Origin of the sequence: Streptomyces sp. T12 (assembly GCF_028736035.1) — a bacterium.
In the GTDB taxonomy this organism is placed as follows: Bacteria; Actinomycetota; Actinomycetes; order Streptomycetales; family Streptomycetaceae; genus Streptomyces.
This window is the reverse complement of sequence record NZ_CP117866.1, coordinates 14,925-40,339: the sequence shown is the minus strand read 5'-3', so window position 1 is coordinate 40,339 and position 25,415 is coordinate 14,925. Positions and strand designations below refer to the sequence as shown.

Annotated in this window: 25 protein-coding genes and 4 pseudogenes; 17 read left to right on the top strand and 12 right to left on the bottom strand. The window is 67.8% G+C overall.

The genetic code is table 11. The annotated features are described in order from the left end of the window. Positions 1–611 precede the first annotated feature (611 nt). Positions 612–1,085, bottom strand: a complete 474-nt coding sequence (locus PBV52_RS00225; protein ID WP_274236184.1) for a hypothetical protein — start codon at positions 1,083–1,085, stop codon at positions 612–614. Positions 1,086–1,984: 899 nt separating this feature from the next. Between PBV52_RS00225 and PBV52_RS00220 the strand changes: the two genes are divergently transcribed. Beyond that, on the top strand, positions 1,985–2,368 hold the full coding sequence (locus PBV52_RS00220; protein WP_274236183.1) for a hypothetical protein: 384 nt from the start codon (positions 1,985–1,987) through the stop codon (positions 2,366–2,368). Positions 2,369–2,729: 361 nt separating this feature from the next. After that, positions 2,730–3,179 (top strand): GNAT family N-acetyltransferase, encoded by a 450-nt coding sequence (locus PBV52_RS00215; RefSeq protein ID WP_306801411.1) that lies wholly within the window; start codon positions 2,730–2,732, stop codon positions 3,177–3,179. 28 nt (positions 3,180–3,207) lie between these two features. On the opposite strand, the gene PBV52_RS00210 is transcribed toward PBV52_RS00215, so the two are convergent. Then, the gene (locus tag PBV52_RS00210; RefSeq protein ID WP_274236181.1) at positions 3,208–3,909 is read right to left on the bottom strand and encodes a transposase; all 702 of its coding nucleotides are present in this window, start codon (positions 3,907–3,909) and stop codon (positions 3,208–3,210) included. Between the two features lie 113 nt (positions 3,910–4,022). Beyond that, the gene (locus tag PBV52_RS00205; RefSeq protein WP_274236180.1) at positions 4,023–4,811 is read right to left on the bottom strand and encodes an ISL3 family transposase; all 789 of its coding nucleotides are present in this window, start codon (positions 4,809–4,811) and stop codon (positions 4,023–4,025) included. A gap of 446 nt (positions 4,812–5,257) precedes the next feature. Here PBV52_RS00205 and PBV52_RS00200 point away from each other — a divergent pair, with 446 nt between their 5' ends. The 5 genes from PBV52_RS00200 to PBV52_RS00180 all read left to right on the top strand — a co-directional run bounded on the left by PBV52_RS00200 (position 5,258) and on the right by PBV52_RS00180 (position 10,276). Further along, the gene (locus tag PBV52_RS00200; protein WP_274236179.1) at positions 5,258–6,499 is read left to right on the top strand and encodes a GNAT family N-acetyltransferase; all 1,242 of its coding nucleotides are present in this window, start codon (positions 5,258–5,260) and stop codon (positions 6,497–6,499) included. Between the two features lie 273 nt (positions 6,500–6,772). Beyond that, on the top strand, positions 6,773–7,789 hold the full coding sequence (locus PBV52_RS00195) for a DUF6215 domain-containing protein (protein WP_274236178.1): 1,017 nt from the start codon (positions 6,773–6,775) through the stop codon (positions 7,787–7,789). A gap of 256 nt (positions 7,790–8,045) precedes the next feature. Beyond that, a complete protein-coding gene (locus tag PBV52_RS00190) occupies positions 8,046–8,534 on the top strand; it encodes a transposase family protein (RefSeq protein ID WP_274236177.1) in 489 nt (162 codons plus the stop codon). Next, positions 8,524–9,294, top strand: a complete 771-nt coding sequence (locus tag PBV52_RS00185) for a DeoR/GlpR family DNA-binding transcription regulator (RefSeq protein ID WP_274236176.1) — start codon at positions 8,524–8,526, stop codon at positions 9,292–9,294. The genes PBV52_RS00190 and PBV52_RS00185 overlap by 11 nt, the downstream gene beginning before the upstream one ends. 211 nt (positions 9,295–9,505) lie before the next feature. Then, on the top strand, positions 9,506–10,276 hold the full coding sequence (locus PBV52_RS00180) for a trans-aconitate 2-methyltransferase (protein WP_274236175.1): 771 nt from the start codon (positions 9,506–9,508) through the stop codon (positions 10,274–10,276). A gap of 490 nt (positions 10,277–10,766) precedes the next feature. Here the strand turns inward: PBV52_RS00180 and PBV52_RS00175 are convergent, their stop codons facing one another. Next, positions 10,767–11,168 (bottom strand): DUF6083 domain-containing protein, encoded by a 402-nt coding sequence (locus PBV52_RS00175; RefSeq protein WP_274236174.1) that lies wholly within the window; start codon positions 11,166–11,168, stop codon positions 10,767–10,769. A gap of 42 nt (positions 11,169–11,210) precedes the next feature. On the opposite strand from PBV52_RS00175, the pseudogene PBV52_RS00170 reads away from it, so the two are divergent. From PBV52_RS00170 to PBV52_RS00150, 5 genes and pseudogenes are all read left to right on the top strand, one after another. Beyond that, positions 11,211–11,586, top strand: a pseudogene (locus PBV52_RS00170) (hypothetical protein); the annotation flags it as partial. Between the two features lie 161 nt (positions 11,587–11,747). Further along, positions 11,748–12,221 (top strand): hypothetical protein, encoded by a 474-nt coding sequence (locus PBV52_RS00165; protein WP_274236173.1) that lies wholly within the window; start codon positions 11,748–11,750, stop codon positions 12,219–12,221. 107 nt (positions 12,222–12,328) lie between these two features. Beyond that, the gene (locus PBV52_RS00160) at positions 12,329–13,927 is read left to right on the top strand and encodes a peptidoglycan-binding protein (protein WP_274236172.1); all 1,599 of its coding nucleotides are present in this window, start codon (positions 12,329–12,331) and stop codon (positions 13,925–13,927) included. A 9-nt stretch (positions 13,928–13,936) separates the two neighbouring features. Then, a complete protein-coding gene (locus PBV52_RS00155; RefSeq protein WP_274236171.1) occupies positions 13,937–14,410 on the top strand; it encodes a protease inhibitor I42 family protein in 474 nt (157 codons plus the stop codon). Continuing rightward, the gene (locus PBV52_RS00150) at positions 14,407–14,820 is read left to right on the top strand and encodes a hypothetical protein (protein WP_274236170.1); all 414 of its coding nucleotides are present in this window, start codon (positions 14,407–14,409) and stop codon (positions 14,818–14,820) included. The genes PBV52_RS00155 and PBV52_RS00150 overlap by 4 nt, the downstream gene beginning before the upstream one ends. A 16-nt stretch (positions 14,821–14,836) precedes the next feature. On the opposite strand, the gene PBV52_RS00145 is transcribed toward PBV52_RS00150, so the two are convergent. The 3 genes and pseudogenes from PBV52_RS00145 to PBV52_RS00135 all read right to left on the bottom strand — a co-directional run bounded on the left by PBV52_RS00145 (position 14,837) and on the right by PBV52_RS00135 (position 16,804). Then, positions 14,837–15,298 (bottom strand): winged helix DNA-binding protein, encoded by a 462-nt coding sequence (locus PBV52_RS00145; RefSeq protein WP_274236169.1) that lies wholly within the window; start codon positions 15,296–15,298, stop codon positions 14,837–14,839. 382 nt (positions 15,299–15,680) lie between these two features. Further along, positions 15,681–15,821 (bottom strand): annotated as a pseudogene (locus PBV52_RS00140) (IS5/IS1182 family transposase); the annotation flags it as partial. Between the two features lie 101 nt (positions 15,822–15,922). Next, a complete protein-coding gene (locus tag PBV52_RS00135; protein ID WP_274236168.1) occupies positions 15,923–16,804 on the bottom strand; it encodes an endonuclease/exonuclease/phosphatase family protein in 882 nt (293 codons plus the stop codon). On the opposite strand from PBV52_RS00135, the gene PBV52_RS00130 reads away from it, so the two are divergent. The 3 genes from PBV52_RS00130 to PBV52_RS00120 all read left to right on the top strand — a co-directional run bounded on the left by PBV52_RS00130 (position 16,785) and on the right by PBV52_RS00120 (position 19,024). Next, a complete protein-coding gene (locus PBV52_RS00130) occupies positions 16,785–17,330 on the top strand; it encodes a hypothetical protein (RefSeq protein ID WP_274250007.1) in 546 nt (181 codons plus the stop codon). The genes PBV52_RS00135 and PBV52_RS00130 overlap by 20 nt on opposite strands. 666 nt (positions 17,331–17,996) lie before the next feature. Then, positions 17,997–18,239 carry a DUF5302 domain-containing protein gene (locus PBV52_RS00125; protein WP_274236167.1) on the top strand — a complete coding sequence of 81 codons (243 nt, stop codon included), beginning with the start codon at positions 17,997–17,999 and terminating at the stop codon, positions 18,237–18,239. Between the two features lie 551 nt (positions 18,240–18,790). After that, the gene (locus PBV52_RS00120) at positions 18,791–19,024 is read left to right on the top strand and encodes a hypothetical protein (RefSeq protein WP_274236166.1); all 234 of its coding nucleotides are present in this window, start codon (positions 18,791–18,793) and stop codon (positions 19,022–19,024) included. 489 nt (positions 19,025–19,513) lie between these two features. Here the strand turns inward: PBV52_RS00120 and PBV52_RS00115 are convergent, their stop codons facing one another. Then, the gene (locus PBV52_RS00115; RefSeq protein ID WP_274236165.1) at positions 19,514–20,200 is read right to left on the bottom strand and encodes a Type 1 glutamine amidotransferase-like domain-containing protein; all 687 of its coding nucleotides are present in this window, start codon (positions 20,198–20,200) and stop codon (positions 19,514–19,516) included. A gap of 424 nt (positions 20,201–20,624) precedes the next feature. On the opposite strand from PBV52_RS00115, the pseudogene PBV52_RS51545 reads away from it, so the two are divergent. Next, positions 20,625–20,804 (top strand): annotated as a pseudogene (locus tag PBV52_RS51545) (SAM-dependent methyltransferase); the annotation flags it as partial. Positions 20,805–20,839: 35 nt separating this feature from the next. Here the strand turns inward: PBV52_RS51545 and PBV52_RS00110 are convergent. After that, positions 20,840–22,048, bottom strand: a pseudogene (locus tag PBV52_RS00110) (WD40 repeat domain-containing protein); the annotation flags it as partial. A gap of 351 nt (positions 22,049–22,399) precedes the next feature. Between PBV52_RS00110 and PBV52_RS00105 the strand changes: the two are divergent. After that, positions 22,400–22,651 carry a hypothetical protein gene (locus PBV52_RS00105; protein WP_274236163.1) on the top strand — a complete coding sequence of 84 codons (252 nt, stop codon included), beginning with the start codon at positions 22,400–22,402 and terminating at the stop codon, positions 22,649–22,651. Between the two features lie 363 nt (positions 22,652–23,014). On the opposite strand, the gene PBV52_RS00100 is transcribed toward PBV52_RS00105, so the two are convergent. The 3 genes from PBV52_RS00100 to PBV52_RS00090 all read right to left on the bottom strand — a co-directional run bounded on the left by PBV52_RS00100 (position 23,015) and on the right by PBV52_RS00090 (position 24,814). Continuing rightward, on the bottom strand, positions 23,015–23,713 hold the full coding sequence (locus PBV52_RS00100) for a hypothetical protein (RefSeq protein ID WP_274236162.1): 699 nt from the start codon (positions 23,711–23,713) through the stop codon (positions 23,015–23,017). A 200-nt stretch (positions 23,714–23,913) separates the two neighbouring features. Further along, entirely contained in the window at positions 23,914–24,060 is a 147-nt protein-coding gene (locus PBV52_RS00095; protein ID WP_274236161.1) for a hypothetical protein, read from the bottom strand. Between the two features lies 1 nt (position 24,061). Next, complete coding sequence (locus PBV52_RS00090; protein WP_274236160.1) at positions 24,062–24,814, bottom strand: hypothetical protein; 753 nt, start codon at positions 24,812–24,814, stop codon at positions 24,062–24,064. Positions 24,815–25,415: the final 601 nt, after the last annotated feature.

Genomic DNA, 25,415 nt, shown 5'->3' with positions numbered 1-25,415 from the left:
GCGCTGCACCGTACGGACGTCGGGATTCTCACGACCCGCCAGAACGCCTCGGCTGCTTCCCCGCGCGGCGATCGACCGTCCGGACAAGCACCGGCACCGGCTGCTTCGTCGACGCTGCGGCGGCGCGCAGGCTCACCGGCGGTGAGGACGCCGTCCCGTACGACGACATCACCGACGGCATCCTCGCCCTCGACGGCCCGAAGCCCGGGGGCAACCTCGTCGTCTACCCGAGCGGCATGGGAGACGGCTCCTACGCGGTGTGGATCGGCCGGACGCCGACGGCGAGTTCCCCTGCCTCGTCGCCGACACGTTGGCCTGGGCCGCCTCGCCGCGGTCAGATCCTGCTGCCTCAGGCCCAGGACACCCGGTCCACGCAATTGCCGGGCTTCCCGGCGCGACCTCGTCTAACTCCTTGCTTTCGACGACGAGGTCCTCACCGCCGTCCGCCTCGAAGCCCTTGAGGATGTCCTCTGAGGATGTCGCCTGCCACTTGGTTGCCCGTGCGCTCGTTGCCCCGCCGGTTGCGGACCACGGCCGGCACCGACTCCTACCGCCTCGCCCAAACCAAAGCTCAGGCCGAACGATCCATCGGATGACCACGTCCACTGGAACTACCGGAGTGGTCCGCGCTCATCGATGAACACGCTGGGCGCGGACAAGAACACATCGGCGTTCACTGGGCCGTATGCGATGTTGAACGTGTCCAGCCAGTACGTCCAGCCCCGAATACCCAGTGCACTGCTGAAACGGTAGTTGAGCTGCCAGCGGACCCATTGGCCGGGGACGAGCCGGACAGCCGGTGGCCGCCGCTTCCGAGGCGGCAAGGCAAACAGAGGCTGCACTCGCGGGAATACCCGCAGTCGATCATCTGCTTCACGGAGCTGGACATCGACCTTGCTCAGGACTTTCCGGCTGTCATACGGCTCGAAGCCGTCGCGCTCATGCATCCGGATCACATGCGCGAGGGGAGCCGCCTCATGCGGGAGCGCGAAGCCGACCGGGGCCGCGTTCCTTCGAGCCGCAGCATCCCCGCCCCGCGATTCCTTCGTCCAGGTCGTCCGGATCCACTGGACGGTGATCTCCACGGCCGTTGCCCCTACCGCCTTGTCGAGGAGTCCACTCTACGGCTCCGTCCTCACGCCAACACGAGCACTCGCACGCATGAGCGACTTCAGTTCTCGGTTCTGGCACAGATCTTGGGGAGCGGCCGCGGAGGGTAACCGCAGTGTTCGATCGCGAGGGCCTCTTGAGACCGCCGTGTGTCCTGCCCGCCTCGCTAGCCTCGCTCTTTCGTGATGGTTCCGCCGGTGGAACAGGTAGGCCGTTTCGCTTTCCATGTCAGGGCTCCGGCGCAGTCGCGGCCCGAGCGGCGAATGAACCGCCTGGGCTGCCGCCTCGGTTGGCCGCTGTCCCCGATGCGCCATCGGCGGTCCCTGGACCGCATCGGCGCCTGGCCGACCGATCGCCGCACTGGGCCCGGCCCGACAACCCGGCGGGCGGTGGAGGTGGACGGCAAGAGCCTGCGCGGCGCCGCCAGAGCCGACACACCATGGTCGTCACGGGGGTGGGTGAGTCGGCGATGTCGTGCCTGTGGAGCCGGAAAACCTGAGGTCAGCTGCTATGGATCAAGGTGACGGGCACTGGTGCGGAACGGTCATGGTCCGGTCACATTCGCCGCACGGAACGGTCATGGGCCGCTGTGAGCCTCCTGTGTGTCCCCGCGACAGGTCCGGGGAGAAGGAAAGGCTCAGACTGTGTCAGCGCTGCTCGTTCTGCCCCTGCCACGTGCGCCATGCAGGGAACCGGGGTGTGGTCCTGCGAACCATCACCGCGGAGACGCACCGCGCCTTCCTCGCGTTCCCCGACGGCGCCGCCCTCGGCGCCGTTTGGTATGCGTAGCTGCGAGGGTCCAGCCGTTAATGATCAACATCTGGGGGATTCCATGTTGAAGTCACTTCGCCTGTTGCTGCTCACTTCACTGGCAGTGGGCACGCTGATGACCACCTCCGTCGGGCCGGCCAGCGCCGCGCCGGAGAAGATCAACCGGGATCAGGTGCTTTCGATCTCGGACAAGAAGACCGCCGAGTGGACGTCGATCGGCGGGTTCCAGGTTCAACTGCGCTATGGCACCTACGACGGTTCCCAGTACGGCTGGGCCAAGTTGGACAACTTCCCGGCGGACCGGCAGGGTGGCATCTGGCTGGAGACCAGTTCCGACGGCGGCGCGAACTGGGTCACCCGGTCCATCTACAGCACGACGGTGAGCGTGTTCACCGAAGGTGTCCAAACCAGGTCGGACAGCAGCTTCGTGATGCGTGCCTGCTATCGGGGCCCGGAAACGAACAAGTGGTGCACCGACAAGTGGTGATCGGCTAGCCTCGATCGTTCATGAGGGGCCGTCAGCTTGCTGACGGCCCTTTGTGGTGGGTGTTGTCAAGGATTTTCGGAGTATGGGCAGGCTGATGGCCCGGTTGTCGCGTCGGGTCGGCGCCGGGTTCCACGGCTCCGGAGGGTGGTGGTGTTCGCAGGGACGGGACGCTGCTGGTCAGCCGGGGTTCGGGAGGGCATGGAGCCCGTTCCAGGGCATGAGTGATCACGTCGGTCCAGGGCCAGTGTCTGGCGAGGCGGAGGTAGCGGCGGCGGCCGGTGGTGATGAGCTCGACGTGTGTGGAGTCGGATGTGGTGTCGAGTTGACGACGAGAAGTGGCACCGCCGCAGAGGGGATCGACATGTTCATTGCAGAAGAGGGCGTTTTCGATCCTGCGGAGATGCTGAACCTCTACGACTCGGTCGGCTGGGAGGGCTACACCAGCGACGTCGACAAGCTCTGTCGGGGTCTCGTGAACTCTCACCTCGTCATCACGGCACGAGATGGATCGGGAAGGCTCCTCGGACTGGCCCGGACCATATCCGATGACGAGCACATCTGTTACGTCCAGGACGTCGTGGTGAATCCGGCGAACCACAGGCAGGGGGTTGGCCGGACGCTGGTCGAGCACCTGATGCGGCGCTACTCCCACTGCCGATTCTTCCTCCTGTCCACGGACCACGAGTCGTCACCGGAAGGCAAGCGCAACCACGCGTTCTACCGGAGCCTGGGCTTCCTGTCGTACGAAGAAGAGGGGATGGCAGGTTTCGGACTGCCTAGGAACCGCCCCGACCTGCGCGATATGCCTTGAGGCAAAGATCTTCAGAAGCTCCGGAAAGTTACTGGAGCAGGACCATCTTGCGGAGTGGTTCGCATCCGGCTCGGCCGTAGAGCTGCCTCTTGATCTTCTTGATGCGGTTCACGGCGCCTTCCGTGCCGCCGGAGCTCCAGTGCAAGGTGAGGCCGGCGGTCACCGCATCGAGGTCCCGGAGCAGGTGGAGGGCGAAGTTGGTGCGGCCGGGCAGCTGGCTGGCATCGACGGCCTCGATCCATGCGGGGAGCGTGGGACCCAGGCGGTGAGCCAGGATCTCGCCGAAACCGTGGACATGTTCGGCCGCGATATCCAGTTCAGGACAGCGAGCCAGGACGTCCTTCAACGCGGCGCGCTCGTCTTCGCTCAGGGTTGAGGGGTGACGGGTGAGCCAGCCGGTGACCCGCCTCACGGTCGGCGGCGGGGGCGGCGCCTGCAGCGGTGCGGCGCGCAGGGTGGCAATGTAGGCGCGGACCATCTGGTAGGTGACGGGCGCGTTCTCAGCGATCAGTTCGCGATGCAGGCGGGTGACGTTCGTGCATCCCGCAGCGAACCGCAGCTCGAGATAAGGCTTGTAGGGGGCCAGACGACTGGGTCGGGGACGGTTCTCCCGGAGGGTGTCCTGCCAGGTGGCAGCACGTGCATAGCGCAGCACGGTGTTGAGCCCCCAGCCCAGATGCCGGGCGATCGCCCTGCGAGAGTGCCCCTGCGCGAGCAGTTCGTGAACCATGACGTGCGCGGCCTTCTTGCGTTGGGCCCGCCGGCCATCAAGATCCGGTCCGCCGCGCGCCGAGTCGTCGGGCGACGCCTCAACGTCCGCTCGTGTTGACGTTGTGCGTCCGTTCAGGCATTCGCGGTGGGCGGGCGACGCAGGTTTCCACGGCTCGGCCGATGCCCTGCCACAGGTGGAAACGGTCGGCGACCTGAATCGCTGCGGGAGCGCCGAGGCGCGCGCTCGGCATAGGCGCCCGCCCGGTCCCGGCAGATGATTTCCACGCCCGGGTGGGTGGCCAGCCACGCGGCCAGCGGTCCCGAGTCGCGAGTCGGAAGCACGTCCACCACGCGATGGGTCTCTCCGCAGGTCAAGACGGTGGAGTAGGTCTGCCCGCGGCGCGTAGCGAAGTCGTCCACACCCAGCACGCGCGGCGTGCTGGGCTGCGGGTCAGGCCGTGCCATGACCCTGCGCAGCAGAGTCATCCGTCCCACCTGGAAACCCAGGCGGGCGGTCAGCCGAGCACCGGCCCGTCCGGCGAGTGCGAGCCCAACGCGCTCCAGGACGTGGCCCAGCCGCGTGGTGAAGCGCGCGTACGGGGCGGTCAACTGAGCGAACGGCTCGGCGAACGTGCGACGCGGGCAGTTGTCCGTGCTGCAGATGAAGCGCCGGACCGTCAGATGGATCACGACACTCTGTTCAGCGAGCGGCAGATCCTTCAGTCTGCGCTGGTAGGAGTCGTGCACTCGGTTCGAGGAGCGTCCGCAGTCCGGACATGCTGCCCCGGCTGCCCGGCCTCTGGCCGTGACGTCGACCGTGCCGAAGGCGGCGGTCACCGCTTCGACATCCACGTCGTCGATTCCGTCGAACACGAGGGAGTCCCAGAACGCTGCGTCGGCCTGCATGACCAGCACCGTCACCGCTCGTTGCGGTCACCGGAGAGGTCGAGCGCAGAGCTGACGGAGCGTCACTCCCTGCTGCAAGGGGAAAGGCGTACGCGGTCTCACGCGAATCTCGGTCCGCGCAATCGAACGCCGCGGTGACGCTCCGCGACCGCACCCCAAGATCTGTGCCAGAGCCCAGTTCTCACCGACATTGATCTTCGCCAAGATGGGCTTCGCAGCGGGGGGGGGCTTGTGCACTACGCCGACCGACCTTGACTGCGGCGGCGATCTCGCGGACTGACCGGCTTCGGCGTGGCGGGCGAGGATCATCCGTCACTTATCGGCGTCCACCACAGGACGGCGGCCCTCGATGCGGCCGCGGGCCCGGCCGTAATTCGCTTGCCCTTGCCACGGGTCAACGCTGCACTGTGGCCAGACATCACGAGTCGTGGTGCCGGTATCCCGAGGAGGCAGCAGCAGCAATGGAGATCCGTCCCACGACCGACAAGGATCTCGACGTCTTCGTCGACACCGTCCATGCCGCGTTCGGGCGCTTCCCGGAAACCCCGATCGAAGGCGGCGGGCTCTGGTGGTCGGCGCTCGAAATGGACCGCTGCATGCTCGCCCTGACGGCGGACGGGCGGCCCGTCGGCACCGCCGCCACACACTCCTTCGAGCTCACCCTGCCCGGTGAGACCCTCGTCCCGGCCGCCGGGGTGACCGCCGTCGGCGTCCTGCCCTCGCACCGGCGCCAAGGCGTGCTCACCGCGATGATGCGGCATCAGCTCGCCGAGTTGCGGGCCCGTGGGGAGTTCCTCTCCGTGCTGCTGGCCTCTGAGGCCCCGATCTACGGCAGGTTCGGCTACGGACCGGCGACCTACACGCAGCGGCTGACGATACCGCGCCACCAGGCTGCCCTCGCCGTTCCCCGGGCGCGCGGAGTGGCCGACGCGCCGGCGGCCGGCTCGGACAGCGGCTCGGACAACGGCTCGGTCGAGGTGCTGCGGCGTGCCGAGTGCGGCGAGATCCTGGAAGAGGTCTACGACCGGTATCGCCGCGCACAGCCCGGCGCGCTGTCCCGGCCGCACCGCTGGTGGGCCTTGCGCGCGGGGCAGCCCCCGATCTCGCCGGCGCCGCGCTATGTCGCCGTTAACCGTGACACCGACGGCGTCCCGGACGGGTACGCCAGCTACTCGATCGAGTCCGGCACATTGACGGTCGATGAGACCATCACCACCGACGACGCCGTCTTCACGGCCCTGGCCCGGTTCATCCTCGGACACGACCTGGTCTCTCAGGTCGAGTTCAAGCACGTCCCGCCCGAGCACCCGCTGCGCTGGCAGTTCGCGGACATCCGCGCCGGCGAGGTGAGCGGCCACATGGACTGGCTCTGGGTGCGGCTGCTGGACGTCCCGCGTGCTCTGACCGCGCGCGGCTGGTTCATGGACGGCGAGCTCGTCCTCGAAGTCGACGACCCCTTCCTCGGCGAACACGACCGCTACCTGCTGACCGTCCGGGACGGCAAGGCCGACTGCGTTCCGACGGATCGGGAGCCGGACCTGTCCCTGGACGTGAGCGACCTGGGCTCGGTCTACCTCGGCGGCACCACCCCGAGCACGCTCGTGCGTGCCGGACACATCAGGGCCCACCGCCCGGGTGCAGCCACCCTCGCTGACGCACTCTTCCGCGCCGAGCGCTCCCCGCACTGCCTGCACTGGTTCTGACTCTCACCGCGCTCGCAGACCCTGCACAAGTCTCGTACGCCGGCTACTCGTTCGGCCTGACGGACAGGCCGGAGACGAAGCAACGGGGCGGTGTCCCGCACCCGTCAGTGATCGAATGGTGCTTCGAGCCGGCGCGACACAGGCGAGGCGGGCGTCGGTGCCGTGCTGCGCCTCCTCACGCGGCACTTCAGCTTGGCGGGGGCCGATGCCGTGCAGGGCGGAACTGTGGCTTCCACCACGGCGAAAATGGTCTTGAACTGGTGAGATCGTCGGATGCTCGGTTTCCTCCTCCGCCTCCTGCCATTCTGGGTCCGCGAGCCCTTGCTCATCGCGGTCGGGTCCGTTCTCGGCGTACGCATCATGTATCTCGCCGTCCGTGATCACGATCGGGTCGCGGCCGGTCTCGGCGTGGTGTTCCTCGTGTTCACCGCAGTACGCGTCTACGTGGTGATCCGGGCTTTGCGCGCACGCCGGAATCCGAGCCCGGCGGCCTCCGCGGACGGGCCGACCGTCGATGCCGCCGCCCAGCCCCAGCCCCAGCCCCAGGCCCAGACCGGAGCCGGGCCGCGTCCCGGCCCGGGCACTCCGGAGAAGGAGCCCAACGCGTGGGGCCAGGCCATCGCGGCCGTGGCCGTGTTCGGGGCACTCGCGGGCGCGCTGTGGGTGGCCCCACGCGTGATGCCGGCCGACGACACCACCCCGCAGCCCGCCTCGTGTTCGAGCGGGGAACACGAGGAACTGCCGAAGGCGTACAACAAGACGCCCCAGCCTGTGACAGGCGAAGAGCTGTGCAAGGCGCTCAACCGGCCAGACCTGGCCAAGCTCCTTGGAACACCTGAAGAGACCGCGACCACTGCCTCCGGCACCAGCAACACCGCTCCCCTGACTGATGGGAAGGTCGCCCAGCCGGAGGCCGAGGTCACTTTCGAGACGTACACCGTGAATGTCTCGGCCACTTACAACGACCTGTCGACTGACCAGTACGTGAAGCTGATGAAGTACGGAGACGAGAAGGACGTCAAGACGCTCACGGTTCTCGGCCGGCCCGCGGTCTTCGCCTCGGATCACACCATGAAGTTCGAGATCAATCTCGGGAGTGGCGGATCCGGCGGACCGGTCGAACAAGGTCCCCTGGCCAGGACGTTGTCCGTGGCCCTCGACCGTAAGGACCGGGGCGGCTACTTCGACGTCACTGTGTGGAGCACGTCCGGAGCCCTCCCGGATGACAGCGCTCTCCTCGGCATCGCTGAGAAGGTTCTTCCCGCGATCCCCGAACGGACTGTTCGATGAAACGTCCAGAACTTTTCGGCCGCGAAAAGAACGGCCCGGCCGCGCCGCGGACGACGGCATCGGTCTGATGACGGGATGCGGGCCGCGGTCTTCTTGGCACAGCGCCCGGTCGGCGGCGGGTCCGGCCCACCGGTATCCAACGCGGGCCGCCTCGCGAAGTGTCGTGTCCCGCACTCGCAATCTGACGCACACCGCCGGGCGCGGGACCTGCCTCTTCTTCGCGGCCACTCGCATGATGAGGGCTGGGGCGCGTGAGTTGATCCTGGCGGAGTACCAGGTCACTGGACTGTCGCCGGAGGTGATCGGTGAACTCATCGCTGAACTCATCGCTGAAGTAGGGCCGTTGCGGCATCAGCAGCATCAGGGTCGGCTCATGGCTCGGCTGCGGCGTCGGGCTGTAGGAACCGGGGCGAAGCACAAGCTCGTCTTCGTCGACCGGCTGTTGGCCACACTGCCGAACCTGCGCCATGGCACCACTCATGACGTGCTGGCCTGCTGGCTCGGCGTGGACCACTCCACCACCACACGCGCCATCGGCGAGGTGCGGCCCCTGCCGACCGGGATCACCGACGGCACGGAGATCCGTGTGCGACGTCCGACCGCAGGCCGCCGCAAGGCCCGAGACAGGTTCGTCTCCGGAAAGACCAAGCAGAACGCCGTGAAGTCCAGTAGTCGTCAACTGCGGCCAGAAGTCGGCAGATTGCATAGGCCACCAGCCTGTAGTGTCCGGTTGCGTGCTGGCTGAACGACGACACCAACTCATCCTGCAGGCCCTGCGCTCGGGCGGCACCGCGTCCGTGACCGATCTCGCTGAGCAACTGGATGCCAGTGCGGCGACGGTCCGCCGCGACCTCCTCAAGCTGGAGGCCGACGGGCTGCTCACCCGGGTGCATGGCGGGGCGGTGATCGAGGAGGATCAGCCGTCCTTCGACGAGGTCGCCACGGTTCGGGTGGGCGAGAAAGACGCGATCGCCGCCCGAGCAGCCACGATGATCGAGGACGGCCAGTCTGTGATCCTCGACAGTGGCACAACGGTGCACAGGCTGGCGCTCCAACTGCGCGGCCGCCGACTCACTGTGATCACCAACAACCTCGCGGTGTACGACGAACTCAACCATGACGAGAACATCGACCTGATGTTGCTCGGGGGCATGGTCATCCGCGAGTCACGCATGTTGGACGGTTTCATGGCCGAGGACAACCTCCGCCAGGTTCACGCCGACTGGCTGTTCATGGGCGCTTGCGGCCTTCGCCCTGGGGGACAGGTCATGGACACCACCGTGGCCGAGGTGCCCGCCAGGCGCGCCATGATTGCCGCCAGCGACAAGGTGGTGCTCCTGGCTGACAAGAGCAAGTTCCCAGGAACCGGCATGGTGAAGATCTGCGGCCCCGAGGACCTGGATGCGCTCATCACCAACACATCGGAAGACGACGCGACCTGCATGGCCCTGCGTGAGGCCGGTGTGAGAGTGATACAGACAGCTCCGGCCACAGTCGACGGCTGACACGGCGACTTGTACTGCCGCGATGCCCAGCCCGTGCCGTGCCGGGTCCCGCGACGGGCGATCGCAGGCACGATGCCGCGAGCGCCCACCCCGTCGCGGTAGATGTCGTGGTTCTCCAGACTTTGATGTGTCTCATGAGACATCAACTCGTGTCTGGGGCCCCCGGAAATGTTCAAGCACCGGAGGCGCGGCCCATGTCAGGATGCTGGGCATGCCTGGTCGCGCGCTGAGCTTCGGAGTGGTGGCGGAAGCATACGAACGGTTCCGGCCGGGGTATCCCGTGGAGCTGTTCGACATGGTGATGGCATACGCGGGGCATCCGGTTAGGACGACCGCCCTCGAGATCGGCGCCGGGACAGGTAAGGCAACCCGCCTGTTCGCTCAGCGGGGGGTCACAGTGACCGCTACCGATCCTGACGGGTCCATGCTCGCCGAGCTGCGCAAGCACGTGCCGACGAACGTCAGGACGGTGCAAACTGCGTTCGAGGACCTGCGGCCGGGCGAACGGTATGGGCTGGTCTATGCGGCAGCAGCGCTGCATTGGACGAACCCGGAGGGCCGGTGGTCGCGTATGGCCACGCTGTTGAAACCGGGTGGCGTATTCGCCTCATGCGGCGGGCCATTTCGACTGGCTGACCCGGCTGTAGAGGAAGCTGTCCGTGCGGCGCGAGCACCATTCTTGGAGAGCGACGAGATCCCGTCGCCTGACGGGACACCTCCGGGTCATGAGATGCAGTGGCCGGGTACGGAGCTGCAACGGTCTGAGTGGTTCACCGGCGTTCAGCAGTCCGTGATCGAACGGCGCGTGACGATGAGCGCTCGCGACTACGTTGGTCATCTCTCCACCATCTCGGCCTATCTCGTCTTGCCGACCGCGGAGCGAGAGCAGGTATTCAGCCAGATCATGCAGGTACTGCCGGACAGAGTCGAGATAGCCGCCGACATCACCGTCCATCTGGCGCGTCGGCGCTACGAGGACTGATCACGACACCTCGCCATGTCAGCCCGCCGACCCCAAGGATGGTTCCGAGCCACCCACACTCCCGTGTGGAGTGTGCTCGGTCGAGCGGGATGACGACGGCTGAGCGTTGGGTGATCTGCTCGCGGAGGGCCGCGTTCTCCGCGAGCAGGACCGCGATGACCGTGGCGGCGGCATCAACTTCGTCCAGGAGTCATTGTCGCTCGTGTCGGTTGTCTCGCAGCCGGCGGCGGAGACGGGCGATCTCCGCGGCCTACGCCTGGTCGTGCTTGCTTGCGGAGCTCTGGCTGACGTGGTTGTCCCAGTCGGCAAGCACTGCGGATGATCCACCAGTGGGCGGTGGGCAGGTCGGGATCGAGCTTGCGTTTGACCGACTTCACAATTACTGGCGGGAGGGGGTTATTCCGACCGTGCACTATTCCACTTCCGCCACGCTGCTTATGTGGCAGCGGCCGCGAGGACTCCCAAGGACGGCCAGTTGCGGATGTCGCGTTCAGTGACCGTTCTCGGTGGGGCTGACCAGGGCGAGTCGGATTCGGTTTAGGCGCGGAAAACCTTCCGAAGGAGTTCGCCGAACTCGGCGGGGTGTGTCCGAGTGCCGATCCGGCGCCGCAGCGCATCCAGGTGCCGCGCCCGGCCTGCGCGCGCCGTGCGCGCTCACCGCCGGGGGGGCAGCGGCGGACAGGGCGAAGCCGCTGGCGTCGATCCGGCGGCGGGTGTTGACGGCCGGCGTCCGGCGCAGCCCGGCCAGTTCGGGCGGCACTGAGGTCGCATCCTGGGCGGGGCACACGGCAGTGTGCGGGAGGCGGCTCCAGCCGCTGCCATCGCCCGCCGGGGGCTCGATCTCGATAACCGTCCGCCTGGCCAGGCCACTGCGGACGGCAAGCGCGAGCATGGCTCCACCAAGCACTCTGGGTTACGAGCCGAGCCAGTCAGGATGTCCACTCAGAGTTCGCGCAGTTGGGCGCGGTGGTGGCACCCGGCAGCAAGGAAGGCCGCCCTCCTGCCCGAGCGGCCGGCGTACCACCCGGACCATCCGCTGGGCTGCCACCGCCCACGCATCAGCGACCGGATCGTCTTCGACAAGATGCCGGAGCTTCCGCGGTTCGGATGCTCCTACCAGGCGATCGCCGACACGACCTGCTCGGCCACCACGATCCGCAACCGTTGCGACGAGGGGATCAGACTCGGTGTCTTCGCCAAACTCAAGCAGATCGTGCTGGCCATCACCAAAGCCCCCCGGGAGCAGCGATACCGCCAGTCGTTCACCGGTCGATCGCGCCAAGCAGAGCCTGAAACGCTCGAGTATGACGCCGAGGCGGAAGCCCGGTCCGTCCGGTCCGTCCGGTCCGTCCGGCCCGGACAGCGGCACGTGAGGCCGCGTGCTCATGACACAAGATCAGGTATTATCCCTGGCCAGAAGGCATGGACCGCCACGGGGGTGTTCGGCCGTTCAGATCAGGGGGCGGGGAGATTGTCCGGTACGGGCTCGGACGGCTACAGGATCCACGCGAGCGGCATGGACGGCGAGGCCGGAAAGCTCGACCGGGCAGGCGACGACGTCGGCGTCATACGCAAGGCCGTGGAAGACCACATGTGCTACGCACCGGACGCTCTCGGCGGCTCCGACTCCGGCCCCGCGTACAACAACTTCGCCGCCGCCTGGCAGGCCGAGGCGAAGACGTTGGAAGCCGCGCTGCACGAACTCGCCGACAAGGTCAGCATCTCCCAGCGGAACTACGAGAGCGCCGACCACGAAACCATCGTCGCGCTGCACTCCGCGGGCGCGGATGGCAGCCTGACGACCATGCCCGCACCCGCCGCCGCCCACCCGGGGATGACCACGGGTCTTACCCCGGGCGCGCGCCCCGCCGCCCTCGGTGGGCCGCCCATCGGCACCCAGCCCACCCCGGGCGCGCCTCCGCCGAGCCTCGCCGACTTCGACTGACGGACCGGCGCACGCCACACAGATCGACACACCGGCGACCGCGCGCACCCGGCCGACGTGTGTGCTTCCACCTGACACCTGAGCAAGGACAGCGGGGCTCTCACACCATGGCTGACGCAGGCGAATCCACCACCGACCGCAAGGAAAAGATCGACCGTTACACGGGAGACCTCGCGGTGGCCGGCAGCAAGAACGAGGTCCTGGAGGCCATCGACAACCTCCTCGGTGTCTCCGCGCCGGTCGGTTCCCCGAGCACCCTGGACGCCATCGCCCAGCGCTACAAGAGCCAGGCCGACGATGCCGCGGACGTACAGGACCGGGTCGAGAAGGTCGCCGCGTCAGGGCTTCCGTCGGTGTGGGTGGGCAGCACCGGCGCCAAGGCGGCCGAGGTGGTGGCGGCGGCCGGCCGTTCCGCCGAGCAGATGGCCGAGGCGTTCCGTAAGGCGTCCAAGGCCCTCTACGACCTCTCTGACGCACTCACCTCCGCCCAGTCCAAGGACGGCGACGGCCGCGAGCAGCTGCGCCGGGCCCGCACGATGCTCGGCGGCGAGGACGGTTTCTTCGACGACATGGTCGAGAAGGACGAAGAGGAAGCCGAACGCAAGCGGGCCCAGGACATCGCGGGAACGGGGGCCAACCTGCTCTACGCCGCCGCGCAGGAGGCGGACGACGCGGCGCGGGCAGCGGCGCGGGAGCTGAACAAGTACGCGGCCGAGGCCCGCGCCGGGCAGATGCACACCGACAACATCTCCGCCGCCGACCGCCTCGTCCTCGCCGACGTCGGCGTGTTCGGCGGCCCGCAGGAACAGAACGAACTCCTCACCGCGGGCGACCTCGAACGCTCCGGCCGTTTCATGGAGAAGATGAACGCGCGGGACGAGGCCCGCTTCGAGCGGATGCTCGCGGATGCCAAGACGCCGCAGGAGCGGGCGTATCTGGTCAAGGCGCTGGCCGCGGGCTATGACGTGGACGAGGTCGGCCAGTTCCGCGACAAGATCCATGACAAGGACCCGTACTGGCTTCAGCAGCACCTCAGCCCGATCGTCACGGCCGGCGACAGCAAGGTGGACGAGGGGGTCAACGCGGACGCGTCGAACAAAAACACCGACTACCAGTGGTTCGGCGACGAGAAGTGGTCCCAGGAGGGCAACACCTGTGTGCCGTCGAGCACCGTGACCGCCCGCGCCATGGTCGATCCCGTCTACGCCCTGGAGTTGACCGGCGGACCATCCGGGCAGGAGAACGACCCCGACGCCTTCCGCGACCGTCTCCACGACGAACAGCTGCGCCTGCACGAGGAAGGCGACGGCGACTACACGCACTGGTGGACCGACGTTCCGGACGGAATGGACAGCGACGGGCAGAACGAGATCGCCAACGACGAGATCAGCCCGCACACCGGCAGCACGTACGAGTACCAGCAGGTCCGCGGTGCGGACGAGCGCCGTGACGTGCTGACGGACATCGAGAAGTCCGTTGCCGAGGGCAAACCCGTCCCCATCGAAGTGGAGGGGTACGACAAGGACGGCCGGCACGGACACCAGATGATGGTGATCGGCCAGGAGGGCGACATGCTGCAGATCTACAACCCGTGGGGCCAGACGACCTGGGTCAGCGAGGACGACTTCGTCAACGGCCACATGGACAAGGCCTCCGACTCCCGCATGCCCGACGCGTACGCCGTCCACCTGCCCGCCGACCGATAAGTGAGCGTCATGACCAGCGCCCTGCGCCGACTCGCCCTTCCCGCCCTGCTGATGACCGTGCTCGCGGGCTGCGGCCTCACCGAGCCGGACACCTACGAGCTGGGTGAGAAGCACATACAGGTGGATGAGGGGGAGGAGTTCACGCTGTCCGTTCCGGTCGACACCGCGATGGGGGAATGGTGGTACCTGACATCGCCGGAGCCCGACCCCGACGTCGTCCGCAAGACGGACAAGCGGGAGGAGATCGAGGCCGACGACGACGCCGTCGGCAGCGGGAGCGGAACGGACTTCTTCGACTTCAAGGCCGTCGGTCCGGGCACGACGAAGATCCGGCTCATCCAGTGCCCGCACGGTGCCTGCGCCGGCGGCGGCGATGCCGGCGGCCCCGTCACCCCGTCGCCTATCCCCAGCGGCAGCCCCACCCCCCAAAGGAAGTACCGAGCCACCATCCACACCTACACCGTCACCGTGAGGCAGCCATGACCTCCGCGCCGCAGACCTCGCCCCCCGGCCGGACCGACGACCAGCTGGCACAGTCGGACATCCCGACGATGCTCCGTTACGGCCTCTCCTTCGCCGGACCGCACCGCACCGCCCTCTTCGGCGACGGCGCGGTCGGCGCCGCCGTCCTGCTGGACCGGCTCGGCATCCAGCCGCGGGCGGTGGCCTTCCTTGCCAAGGTGGTACGTCGCGGGGGTGTCCGGTACGCGGCCGAGCTGCGCGAGCCGGTGCCGGGCGACGAGGCGGCGTCCATGGTCCGTGCATGGCTGGAGTCCGCGGCCACTGCCGCCGACGGGATCGACGGCGACGAGGAGACCGCCCGCTGGCTGGAGGCCGTCGCCGAACTCCTAGGCCTCCGGCACGTCCACCGCTCTCGGGTAGCCGGGGAGTGAGCGGCGGGCCTCCGGATCACAGGAGCATCTGGGCGAGTTCGTCCAGCAGGGCGGTCTCGCGGCGTGCCTGGGCCGGGTCGCTGAGGGCGGAGCCGAGGGTATCGTCGATACGGCGACGGGCCCAGCGGGCGACAGCCTGAGAGGCGTGCGCCGTGACGCGTACGCGCGTGCGCCGTACATCGCTGGGGTCGGCCGTGGTCTCGATGAGCCCGCGGTCCTTGAGTCGGGCCACCGAGGTGGACACGTAGCTCTGTACGAAGCCGGTCCGCCGGTGAATCTTGCTGACCGAGCTGACCGAGCTGACCGAGCTGACCGAGCTGACCGAGCTGACCGAGCTGACGGACCTGGCCGGGTGCTTGATGACGTCTTGGCGTACGGCCCTCTCGCCCGGCGCAGGGACCAGGTCGCCGGGCTCGCCGGTGGCCCGCCGCGGACAGTTCGATGAGCCGTCTGTCGAGCCGGTGCGGTTCTCCGCCATCCACCCCTCCGAGGTGGCGGGTTCGAGGAGGGAGCGGCCCGCGCAGCCGAACGAGCCGTTGAGGGGCGTGGGGAAGACTCCCTTGAGGGGGGCGATGGTGAGGGCGAGGGAAAGCCGACGGGAGGACCGGCTGTTCGAGGGCTCCTACGCCCGGGTCTTCGTGGAGGCGGTTCCGAGAGTCTCCTCAGAGGCCCCGCCCGGCCCTGGTGCGGAGCCCGCGCTCCGGGGGCCGCTGGCCTCCCCGGAGCGGCTTTCCACGCCCACGGCGTCATCCGTACGCGTTTCGTCGACGACTACCTCACTGGCGCCACCGAACTGCCATACGCGTTGCTTCGTGACCGCAGTTCCCGCACACGCGAGCGCGAGACGGCCCTGCGCCGCACTTGTCGAAGACGATCCGGTCGCTGATGCGTGGGCGGTGGCAGCTCAGCGGATGGTCCGGGTGGTACGCCGGCCGCTCGGGCAGCAGGGCCACGACTTGGCCTCAGAGCGGGTCGGTCAGCCGGGATGGCAGGACAGGCACAGGTCTCCTCGGTGATCACAGAGCGTCGCAACTCCACGATCACCAAGAGCTGTGCCCGTCTTGCTGCCGGGTGCCACCACCGCGCCCAACTGCGCGAACTATTAAGCGGGGTTCACGTCGGTGTGCAGCAGATGGTGGTCCGAGTACGGGGTCGGATGCACTTGGTGCTTGAGCGGGACGATGCCTCGCAGGAAGACGTAGTCGAACTTGCTCTGCCAGTCGGTGGTCGGCTCGCAGGTGCTGGTGGGCGAGGGACGGCACTGGCGGTCTGTATCCGCGGCCAGCGCCCATACCCGGGCGAGTTCGGGGGCGTCCGGCACGGCGTTGAAGTCGCCGAGAACGATCGCACGGTCGTGCCGGGCGACGTCCGCGGCGAGTACGCCGGCCTGGTCCGCTCGCACTGCCTCTTGACGTCGCTGGGCGAGATGTGTGTTGAAGACCCGGACGGACCGGCCGCCCACAGTGGTGGTGACCGCCATGTACCCACGGTCTTCGGATCCGCCGTCGGGATATTCCACGTTGACGCGGCCTGTCATCGGTGCCGCCGACAGCAGCGCCTGACCGAACCCTCCCGGACTCCACAGCGCTCCCCCGCAGCGGCCCCAACTCCGCAGCACCATCCCGTACTCAACGTGGTAAACGAGCCCGTAAAGGTACTCCAGATAATCCCGGATCCTCTCGACATCACCCACGCACGCTTCTTGCAGGCCGATGACTTGGGGCGCAAACTTGGCGATTTCCGCCGCCCGGGCAACGTCGCTTTCCTCGCAGGGGTTGCAAAGGTTCCACGTCATGACCCGGTTCGGTACGACGTCTCTGACGGCTTCGACGGGCAGTGACCTGGCGGAGAGAGCACCGCTCGGTGCACTGGGGCCGACAAGCACAATGCAGGCCACGGCCATGGCGCCCGCGAGCAACCGCGTGCCCCTTCCGAGCACTAACGCCTCCTCAAAGTGGATACATATGGCAACTGACGTCTCCATGCACGAGGTTATGGGACGGAACTCAGGAGTACGACAACAAAGCCGAACGGGACTACGGATACGACTGAAGGGCCGCTGGACCGAGGTCGTCGACCCAGCCAAGGGCAAGCTCACCACCACCTACGACGACGACCGACCGCTGACCGTCACGAGCACGGTGAACGGCGCGACCAAGACCCTCATCACGGAGTACGACGTACTCGACCGCAAGACCGGCATCCGGGAGGACGCCAAGGACAGCGCCCACCAGCGAACCAAGTTCATTCTGACCGGCAGCAGAGGCATGGCGGACTACTTCTGCTCGATCGGCTACTCGCCGCTCGGTGAGATCGAGGAGACCCCGCCCGGGACGGGGTCGGCGACCCCCTCGGCCCCTCCCTGCACCCCGCATCCGGCGCTCGGCCGCCAAGGGCGGCTGGCCAAGCTCGGCGCGACCGTACTCGAAGGCACGAAGGCACGAAGGCGACCGCCGTGGCCCGTCACACCGCGTTCCGGATGGGTGGTGGGTTGGCCTGAGCTTCGTTGAGCGCCGCTATGCGGTGGTGGCGAGCCAGTACAGGGCGGTGTCCATGTCGTGTGGGTCCAGTTGCGGATCGGGTCTGGGGCGATGGCGAGGAACTGGTCGATCGCTTCGATGCAGCGGCTGTAGCGGCCGGGTGCGTGGCTGAGGGTGATACCGAGGGCATGCCGTGCGCTGTGGGCTCGTCGGCCGTAGATGGCCATGCGGTCCGGTCCGGCTGCCGTGAGGACGGCGCAGGCGAGGGCGTCGCCGGTACGAAAGCCCGGTAGCGAGGCGAGGGCTACTCGGCCGGCTTGTGCTGCCGCGCTGCGGCTGTCGCGCGGCGTACGTCGGCGTCCGCGAGGGCCATGAGCTCGGCGGTATGCGCCGGGGGCCCGGCTGGTGTCGACGCGGTAGGTGGCCGGTGTGGTGGAGACTATGGGGCATACGGTCGCGGCCCGCGGGATGTGCTGTGCCTACGGGGATACGGGCTTGGGAAAGACGGTCGCCGCCAAGCATTTGTATTTGCTGCCCGGCCGGGTGCCGGTGTGGCGGGCGGTGGTGGGGGTGGGGCCTGGTCCGCCGCATGTGCGGTCGCGCTGTGCGAGGCACTTGGGCCGCAGTCGGGTGTGACTCGAGCGGTGCCCGGCATGACAAGCTGTGCTCTCCACTGCCCGAACCCAGGAGGTCACCATGACTGCAGAGTCTCCATCACGCAAAGGTGCGGAGCCGGTTGACGCCGAGAGCTCTGTCGTCTCGCCCGACGATGACGGCCAGTACGACCTGAAGCGCAAGTTTCGGGAGGCCCTGGCGCGCAAGCGCGGTGTGCAGGCGGACACCACCGACCTTGCTGCGAAGACCGACGCGTCGAATGTCCGCGGCGCGCACGGCCCGGCTGTGAGCCAGCGGTCGTTTCGTCGTAAGAGCGGCGGCTGAGTCAGAACGGCCACCGGAGTGGACTCGGTAGGACACGGGTCGGCCGTCATGCCGATGATGTCCCGCCGGGTCCTGCCGACTGGTGAGGGAGGTCGGCTCCGTTCAGGCGATGCGCCAGCGGTTGGACAGCGGTGCCCGTCAAGCCGTTGTGAGCTGCTGGGCGTCGTCGGGGACGCATCGCGAAGTGCTCGAATCTCAATTCTCGGCTTCCGCTGAGGCGCATGGCGTCCTTATGTCCCTCGCATGCCGATCCGAGAGAGCTGCTTCACACGTGTCGGGGGCCGGTTGTTGTGATCAGAAGTAGGCGCCGCATGGAAGATGCGCACGCCAGATGTGAGGAAGCGACGGCAGACGTGCGCATAGGTGCGCAAGCGCAGCCTGGCCGTTGACGTACTGGGCCTGGTGATCGCGCTGGTGGTGCTCGCCGTGTCCGTGCACGACAACGCCGCCGGCATCACGCTGCTGGACAAGGTCGCCGCCGACACCAACACCGTTCAGAACGCCTGGTCGACCAGGGCTTCGAGAACGCCGCCGTCGCGCACGGGGAGAGGGTGGGCATCGAGGTGGAGATCGTCGAGCGCAACCCGGCCCAGACCGGGTTCGTGCCGATCCCCGAACGGTGGATCGTGGAGTGCGCCTACGAGATCTTGATGCCGCACCGCAGCCTGGTGCGCGACTACGAGTACCTGCCGCGCAGTTCGGAGTCGCGGGTGTACTGGGAGATGACCGTGGTGATACTGCGCCGGCTGACCGGGGCCACCGCCGCGGCCTGGCGCAGCACATGAGTGGCGGGGAGCTGACCCTCGGGGCGGTGCTGGCGCGGCTGGAGGAGCGGGAACAGGAGATCGCCGCGCAGGCCGAGACGACGAGGAAGCAGATAGCGCAGCTGACCGCACGGGTGGACGAACTCGGCCGGGCCGCCGAGGAGGTCCGGATCACCCGCAAGACGCTGCTGGAGCTGCCCGATCCGGCACCGCTGCGCCGCTGGCCCCGAAGTTGCCGGACCATCCGGCCTACCAGCAGATCAAGGCGATGGACTTGGAGATCGCACCCAACTACATCAACAACACCCGCCGGCGACGCAGCGGCCAGCCCGCTTGCCCCTCCCGATAGAGCGAAACGGACGTCAACTCACGCACCACCCTCTGGCAACGGGCAGGCAGGCCATTCCTCGTCCCCTCTGGGAGCCGCCTGCGATCGAGCTGTTCGCCTTGTGCCCTCGTTCGCCCTGAGCGCGGCATGAGCGGGCGCTTGCCGAGCGCTCTTGCCGGCGGCTAGGAGGAGAACAGCTTCCAGTGGCCCTCGGAGACGACGTCGACGGTGCCGTCGGTCACTGCGATGGCGGTCTCGTCGTCGATCGCGTACGCCGGACCCGGGATCCCGGCCGCCCATCTCTCGGCGTCGGCCATGGTGTTCTCCGGCAGGAGTTCGTGATCCAGGTGCGGGAAGATCGAGAAGTCGACGATGCCCAGCGTGGTGTCGCCACCGGTGGGCGGCTTCCACTCGACGAAGTCCTCCCCGATACGGGGGGTCATCACCATGCTCCCGGCGCTCAGCCCCACCCAGACGGTCTCGCGCAGCGACGGCAGGAGATCCGCCAGCCCGGACTGCCGCATCCAGTAGCACAGGTACAGGGCGTCGCCGCCATTCACCAGCAGGACGTCTGCCTCTCGGACCCAGGGGACCCAGCGTTCTTCGTCGATGCTGGGCAGCGCGGTGAGCTCCAGCACTCCCAAGGACTTCCAACCCAGCTCACACATGGGTGTCGAGGACTGACCGGTGATGAAACGCCATGCCCCAGCAGGACTGCCTTGGGGGTGCCCGTACCCCGCAGTGGGGATACAGAGGGCGTTGGAGTCGGCGATCGGTTTGCCCAGCAGGTCGACTAGCGCGTTGTGGATGCTCGTGTTTTTGATGCCGGCGGAAGTAAGAAGAAGCCTCACACTGCCTCCCGGTGTCATTGGCGGGGCCAGACTACCTGCGGCGGCCGCTCTCGTAGGGCTTGCGCTCGCTCACGGTGTTCAGCCCAGCACGCCCGAGCCCGCCGACCGGCTGGGATGCCCCGTCGGACGGGGCGTAGCCCGCCGATGGCTTCGTTCACTTCCGGGGACAGCGTTTGGTCACGGGTTCGGACAGCACTTGGCGATCAACGCGCTCTTCAATGTTCACGAGTTTTGGCTCTGGTTGACTTGGTGTGGTCGCGTAGACAGGGTGGCTGTTGATCTTTGCTTTCGCCTAGTGGTGGTTTTCGTGGTCGTGGGCAGTCAGTGTGGGCATGGGTGGCTGGTCGCGTGTGAACCTGGCTCCATTTATCGGGGTCTCCTGGAGTCGGTTTTCTGGGCTGGCGCGGTGGCTGATGAGTAGGAGTGGGTGCAGCCGTCGGGAGTGTGGGCCGCGGTGGTGGGGGTGGTCAGGGTGCGGGCGTTGGAGACCGAGCGGGAGAAGGCCCTGTTCCGCGGTCCACTGGCCCAGGCCTTCGCCGCCGCTGGCGGCCTGTGGCCCTCCTTGCCGCTGCTGCCCGGTGACGGGGCCGCGCGGCGCTGCTGGCTGGCTGTGTCCCACAGCCGTACTTCCTTGTCCCTGCTGCCGGTGGCGAGGAGGTTTTGGTCGGGGGAGAACGCCACCGAGTACACCTGATCGGTGTGGCCGGTGAGGGGGGCACCGACGGGGATGTGCCGGGCTGTGTCCCACAGCCGTACGGTTTTGTCCCTGCTGCCGGTGGCGAGGAGGCGGCCGTCGGGGGAGAAGGCCACTGAGTAGACGTCTGCGGTGTGGCCGGTGAGGGGGGCGCCGACGCAGGTTTGGCCGGCCACGCTCCACAGGCGCACGGTCCTGTCCTCGCTGCCGGTGGCGAGGAGGCGGCCGTCGGGGGAGAAGGCCACTGAGTAGACGTCTGCGGTGTGGCCGGTGAGGGGGTCACCGGCGGGCGTGTGTCCGGCTGTGTCCCACAGCCGTACTTCCTTGTCCCTGCTGCCGGTGGCGAGGAGGTTTTGGTCGGGGGAGAAGGCCACGGAGCAGACTCCGTCGGTGTGGCCGCGGAGGGGGTCACCGGCGGTGATGCGCCGGGCCGTGTCCCACAGCCGCACGGTCTTGTCCCTGCTGCCGGTGGCGAGGAGGCGGCTGTCGGGGGAGAAGGCCACTGTCCAGAACGGTACTTGACTCCTGCCGGTCAGCGGAGAGCCGAGGGAGACGCGCGTGGTCGGATCCCACAGGCGTATGACGTTGCCGCTCACGATGGCGAGGAGGTTTTGGTCGGGGGAGAACGCCATCGCGCAGACGGCCCCGGTGTCGCCGGTGAGCGGGGCGCCGGCAGGGGCGAAGGGCTCAGGCTGCGGTGCTGTGGGTGAGGTGTTCGCTGTGGGTGGTGCCGGTAACTGCTGTGTGGGAAGGGGTATCTGGGAGGGTGATGCCGCCTGCGCTCTGGCCGCGGCCGTGTTGTCGTCTGCCGTGGCTGCCGGAAGGAGGGCGGGATCAGCGGCCAGGGCTTGGAGGGGGCTGCGGTGCTGGTGCTTTGTGAAGCGGCTGGGTATGTCGTCGGGCGCCAGGCCCTCGTGGCCGGACGGGATCGCGTCCGGGTCCTGGCCGGCCTCGGACGCCGACTCCGCTTGTTGTGCCGAAGATGCGCGGCGCGATGAGGCCCGCTCGCTCTCCAGGGTGTGCCACCGGTTCCTCCAGGCCTGCAGTTGAGGATCGCGCCGTTCGGGCGGCTTCACCTCCTCGCCGTCGTCGTATGACAGCAGGACGCGCACCAGCCACAGCAGCCGGTCCAGCGAGGCGGGGCCGCGTCGTCCGGCGAACACCTCGCTCATCGAAGCCTTCGACATCGCTGACCGCTCGCCGCACACCTTCTTTCCGCGCACCAGGATCCGGTCGTAGGAAGGGGCACCACGCTCGCGCTTCAAGTCTGTGAGTGCCTCCCCCAGCCTGCGCAGCGTTGCCGCGTAACCGCTTTCACCGTGCCCGCCGTTGCCTGCCACGTCACTCCCGTCTTGTGTGGTGAGCAGCAGAGTAGGCGCACCTGGCCGGAACGGCACCGAACATGACGGAACAGCCCGGAACACGGTGTGGTGTGTTCGACGTGAGGCGATCCTGATCAGGCTGGACCCCGGCTTGTTCGATTGATGCAGGTCAACGGCAGGCTCTTGGGGGATGGTGCTGGCATGACCCAGTCGACACCTTCGCCGGCGCAGCCCGGCCCGAGCGGCTTCGAATCAGAACCGCCGTTTCTGTCCCTGCACACCACCGTCGTCCTGCTCACCGCGCTCGTACTGGGGCTGGTCGTCGGCGGTCTCACCGTGCTGGCCGGCGCCCCCCTGGCGGGCGCTGCCCTGGCCGGGCTCAGCGCGTCCGGCTCCATGGTGCCCGTCCTGCGCTCGTTGATCGGCCGGCCCCGCCAGCGCTTTGATCCGTAAGTGCTGTGACTCGCTTTGCACGTCGGCATGCGCACGGCCCCGGGGGGGCGGGGGCGGTTGAATCCGTGGCGCCCGTCATCGCCGCGCGCGCCGGCAGCCCGGGGCCTGGGGGTGAGCAGGCTGGTGACTTCGGCGAGGGCCTCGTGGCCGGGCTTGAAGTATTTCCGGGCGCTGGAGATCGGCCTGGCCCACAGCGGTGCCACCGGCGAGGAAGTGGAGCGGGCCAGCTGCTGGGGGCCCGGCTCCCGGAAGACATCGGCACGAGGTTCCGCGAGCAGGCCTCGCGCCGTGGGCGCTGCACACCTGGTGAGCCTTGGGCCGCCTGTGAGGACATGGAACCAGAATGCCGTGCGGTCCCATTCGCTAGGGCTTGTGTCCACCGGCGGGGTTTTGCGACCAGGCTTCCTGCGGCGGCGTTTCTGAGAGCCACCTCTGTGCCCATTCAGCGGCACGGTCCCGTCGGCGAAGGTGCCCGTCGTACGGGTGCTTGCCGTCCAGGAGAGCGGTGAGACTGGCGTGCAGTGCTTCGCCGGCCAGCCGGTGCACCATGGGCGCCGTATTTGCCGCTGCTGACGCCGTTGCCGGGCCGCCGTGCGCGAGAGCATTGCGTACCGACGTCAGCCGATTCACGGCCCGCGACCATCGTTCTTCCAGCTCTGTGTACCAGGCATGTCTGCCGTCGGGGACGCTCACCCTGTGGGCCATGTCCTGGGTGCGCCGTTGCTGCAGTGTGTGCGGAGGACGGGCGGCGGCCAGGGCGGGAAGAGCGGTGATCGCCTGCGTGACGTCGGTGCGAAAGCCCCACCGCTGATGCTGCACGAGGCTGTCATGGAGCGCGATGACAGCCTCGGCCGTCTTCGGTCCCAGCGACCGTACGTCGTCTCGCGCGTGCCACACCAGATGCACCAGGTCGGCGGCCGTACGGTCGCGGATCCATGCGGTCTTGTGGTGTTTGGTCGGATGTCTGTGGCGGGGTGGTGCCGTCGAGCCGGGTCGTGAGCTATTCCAGGATTCTGTCGTGCGGCAGCACTGTGTTGAGGTTGTGTCGCGGGTGCCTTTCACGATCCGATTGCGTCGATTGCTTCGGGCATGGCGGTGCCAGGTTTCGCCGAGTGGGGTGTTGTCCGGGGGGCTGTCTCGGACAGTTGTGCGGCGGTGATGGCCGAGGGTTCGTGCGGCAGCTGGTTCTCGATGTCCTCCTTTGCGAGAGGGAGGATCTTCCAGTCGTACTGGTCATCGGCAGTGTGGATGTAGCCCTCGTGCTACTGCCGGTCGTGCCGGTCTTCGGGGAAGGCCGCGGCCAGGATCAGCGATTGCACCAGGAGCCGGGAATCGGATGGTGCGTCGGCGCGGGCTCCCACCCCTGGATCGGCCTGGGCCATCACCACATCTTTGCCCTTGGGCAGCATTTCAGCTGGGGAAGAGGTATCTGGGCCTGTCGTTTCGGCGGGCAGGGAGCTTCTGAAGGGGCCGACGATGCGTGAGATTCCTGCGCTGCCATTCGTCATCGAAGAACGTGACCGGGCTGAGCTCCTCGACCATCCTGCTGATGCCGGCCCGACCGAAGGCATGCCGTACCACGTGATGAGCTGCGGCAGGCGGATTGGCCAACAGGCGCAGACACGGATCGGCCCGGTCTTTCGGACTCAGGCCGGCCGATGCCCCCGCGATGTCCTGCGTTGGCTGAACAACGGCGATGTCGCCGAGACGTAGCTGTGCCCGTCGCACGTTCATCAGTTGGTTCCGCAGCACGCCGGCCATCCGGCGGCATGACCGTTCTACATCGCGGTCCGATCGGTGCAGAGGCGTCGCCGGCAGGTGGCCTTGTGCACGGACCTTCTGGAAAGGAGCGTTCTCATGCACCGCAGCCACCGGATTCTTCCAGGCCAGGGGCGGCAGCCGTCCTGTGTCCGTCGTCTCGAGAGTCTCGTCGGCCAGGCGGGCGGCTCGAACGGCGCGGTCTCGCGCATTGTCGGCCGGCGGAGTCGACAACACGCTCAGCAGCTCAGGAAGGTGCGGAGCATGTCCTTGACGGACCTCGTTTCGCAACTGGTCGGTAGCGTGACGGAAGTCGGTGAGGGCAGCCTCCCAGGGCCGCTTGTGCTGGCCCGTGTACGGGCGGGTGTCGCCCAGCCGGGCCCGCACCTGCTGCAGCGTCTCCACCCACGCCAGGTCCTGGTCAACGACGCCGTACGACCGGTCCCGGAGGACCTGCGCAAGCTCATCAGCTCACGACAACTGAGTGATCTTGTCCTCCACGTTCATGGTGTCAGTCTGATATCAGTCTCAGGCAGTGGCGGGATCATTTCTGGGAGGCTCGAGCCAGGCGCAGGACAAGCCGCGGGCACGGACAGCGGGACACGCATGGCGGGCCGAGACCGACGAGTGTGCCGGCCCGCTCACGAGTACCGAGGGGCCGTTCACCAACCTGTCCTTGCCAGTGATTTGGCCTATGGGGGAAGAGGCCTGCGAGTTGCTGTGCGGCTGTGGCGGGGACATCGCCGAGCGATTCACCTCCTGCCTGCATTGCGGGATCGAGCTACGCTGGTCCGCCGAGGTGCGACGCAGCTCTCCTTCGCCGGCCGGCTCCCTGTGCCGAACGCTGCGGGCCTGCGCTTCGAGGACGTTCGAGCGGCTGGCTGACGACCACTTTCGCGGGCCAGTGCCGGACGAGGAGGCTTACACCAAGTTCAGCCTGCAAGACCTCTGCCGTCTGCACAGGTACCGCATCGTGATCCGTGAGTTCCGGCGGAGCGAAGAGGTC

Excerpts from the sequence above, each read along its gene's own strand:
- PBV52_RS00180 (WP_274236175.1), top strand. The coding sequence starts at position 9,506 with ATGCCTGGTCGCGCGCTGAGCTTCGGAGTGGTGGCGGAAGCATACGAA.
- PBV52_RS00195 (WP_274236178.1), top strand. The coding sequence starts at position 6,773 with ATGCTCGGTTTCCTCCTCCGCCTCCTGCCATTCTGGGTCCGCGAGCCC.
- PBV52_RS00115 (WP_274236165.1), bottom strand. The coding sequence starts at position 20,200 with ATGACACCGGGAGGCAGTGTGAGGCTTCTTCTTACTTCCGCCGGCATC.
- PBV52_RS00150 (WP_274236170.1), top strand. The coding sequence starts at position 14,407 with ATGACCTCCGCGCCGCAGACCTCGCCCCCCGGCCGGACCGACGACCAG.
- PBV52_RS00125 (WP_274236167.1), top strand. The coding sequence starts at position 17,997 with ATGACTGCAGAGTCTCCATCACGCAAAGGTGCGGAGCCGGTTGACGCC.
- PBV52_RS00130 (WP_274250007.1), top strand. The coding sequence starts at position 16,785 with ATGGCAACTGACGTCTCCATGCACGAGGTTATGGGACGGAACTCAGGA.
- PBV52_RS00160 (WP_274236172.1), top strand. The coding sequence starts at position 12,329 with ATGGCTGACGCAGGCGAATCCACCACCGACCGCAAGGAAAAGATCGAC.
- PBV52_RS00155 (WP_274236171.1), top strand. The coding sequence starts at position 13,937 with ATGACCAGCGCCCTGCGCCGACTCGCCCTTCCCGCCCTGCTGATGACC.
- PBV52_RS00175 (WP_274236174.1), bottom strand. The coding sequence starts at position 11,168 with ATGCTCGCGCTTGCCGTCCGCAGTGGCCTGGCCAGGCGGACGGTTATC.
- PBV52_RS00145 (WP_274236169.1), bottom strand. The coding sequence starts at position 15,298 with ATGGCGGAGAACCGCACCGGCTCGACAGACGGCTCATCGAACTGTCCG.
- PBV52_RS00095 (WP_274236161.1), bottom strand. The coding sequence starts at position 24,060 with ATGCTGCCCAAGGGCAAAGATGTGGTGATGGCCCAGGCCGATCCAGGG.
- PBV52_RS00105 (WP_274236163.1), top strand. The coding sequence starts at position 22,400 with ATGACCCAGTCGACACCTTCGCCGGCGCAGCCCGGCCCGAGCGGCTTC.
- PBV52_RS00210 (WP_274236181.1), bottom strand. The coding sequence starts at position 3,909 with ATGGTTCACGAACTGCTCGCGCAGGGGCACTCTCGCAGGGCGATCGCC.
- PBV52_RS00200 (WP_274236179.1), top strand. The coding sequence starts at position 5,258 with ATGGAGATCCGTCCCACGACCGACAAGGATCTCGACGTCTTCGTCGAC.
- PBV52_RS00135 (WP_274236168.1), bottom strand. The coding sequence starts at position 16,804 with ATGGAGACGTCAGTTGCCATATGTATCCACTTTGAGGAGGCGTTAGTG.
- PBV52_RS00215 (WP_306801411.1), top strand. The coding sequence starts at position 2,730 with ATGTTCATTGCAGAAGAGGGCGTTTTCGATCCTGCGGAGATGCTGAAC.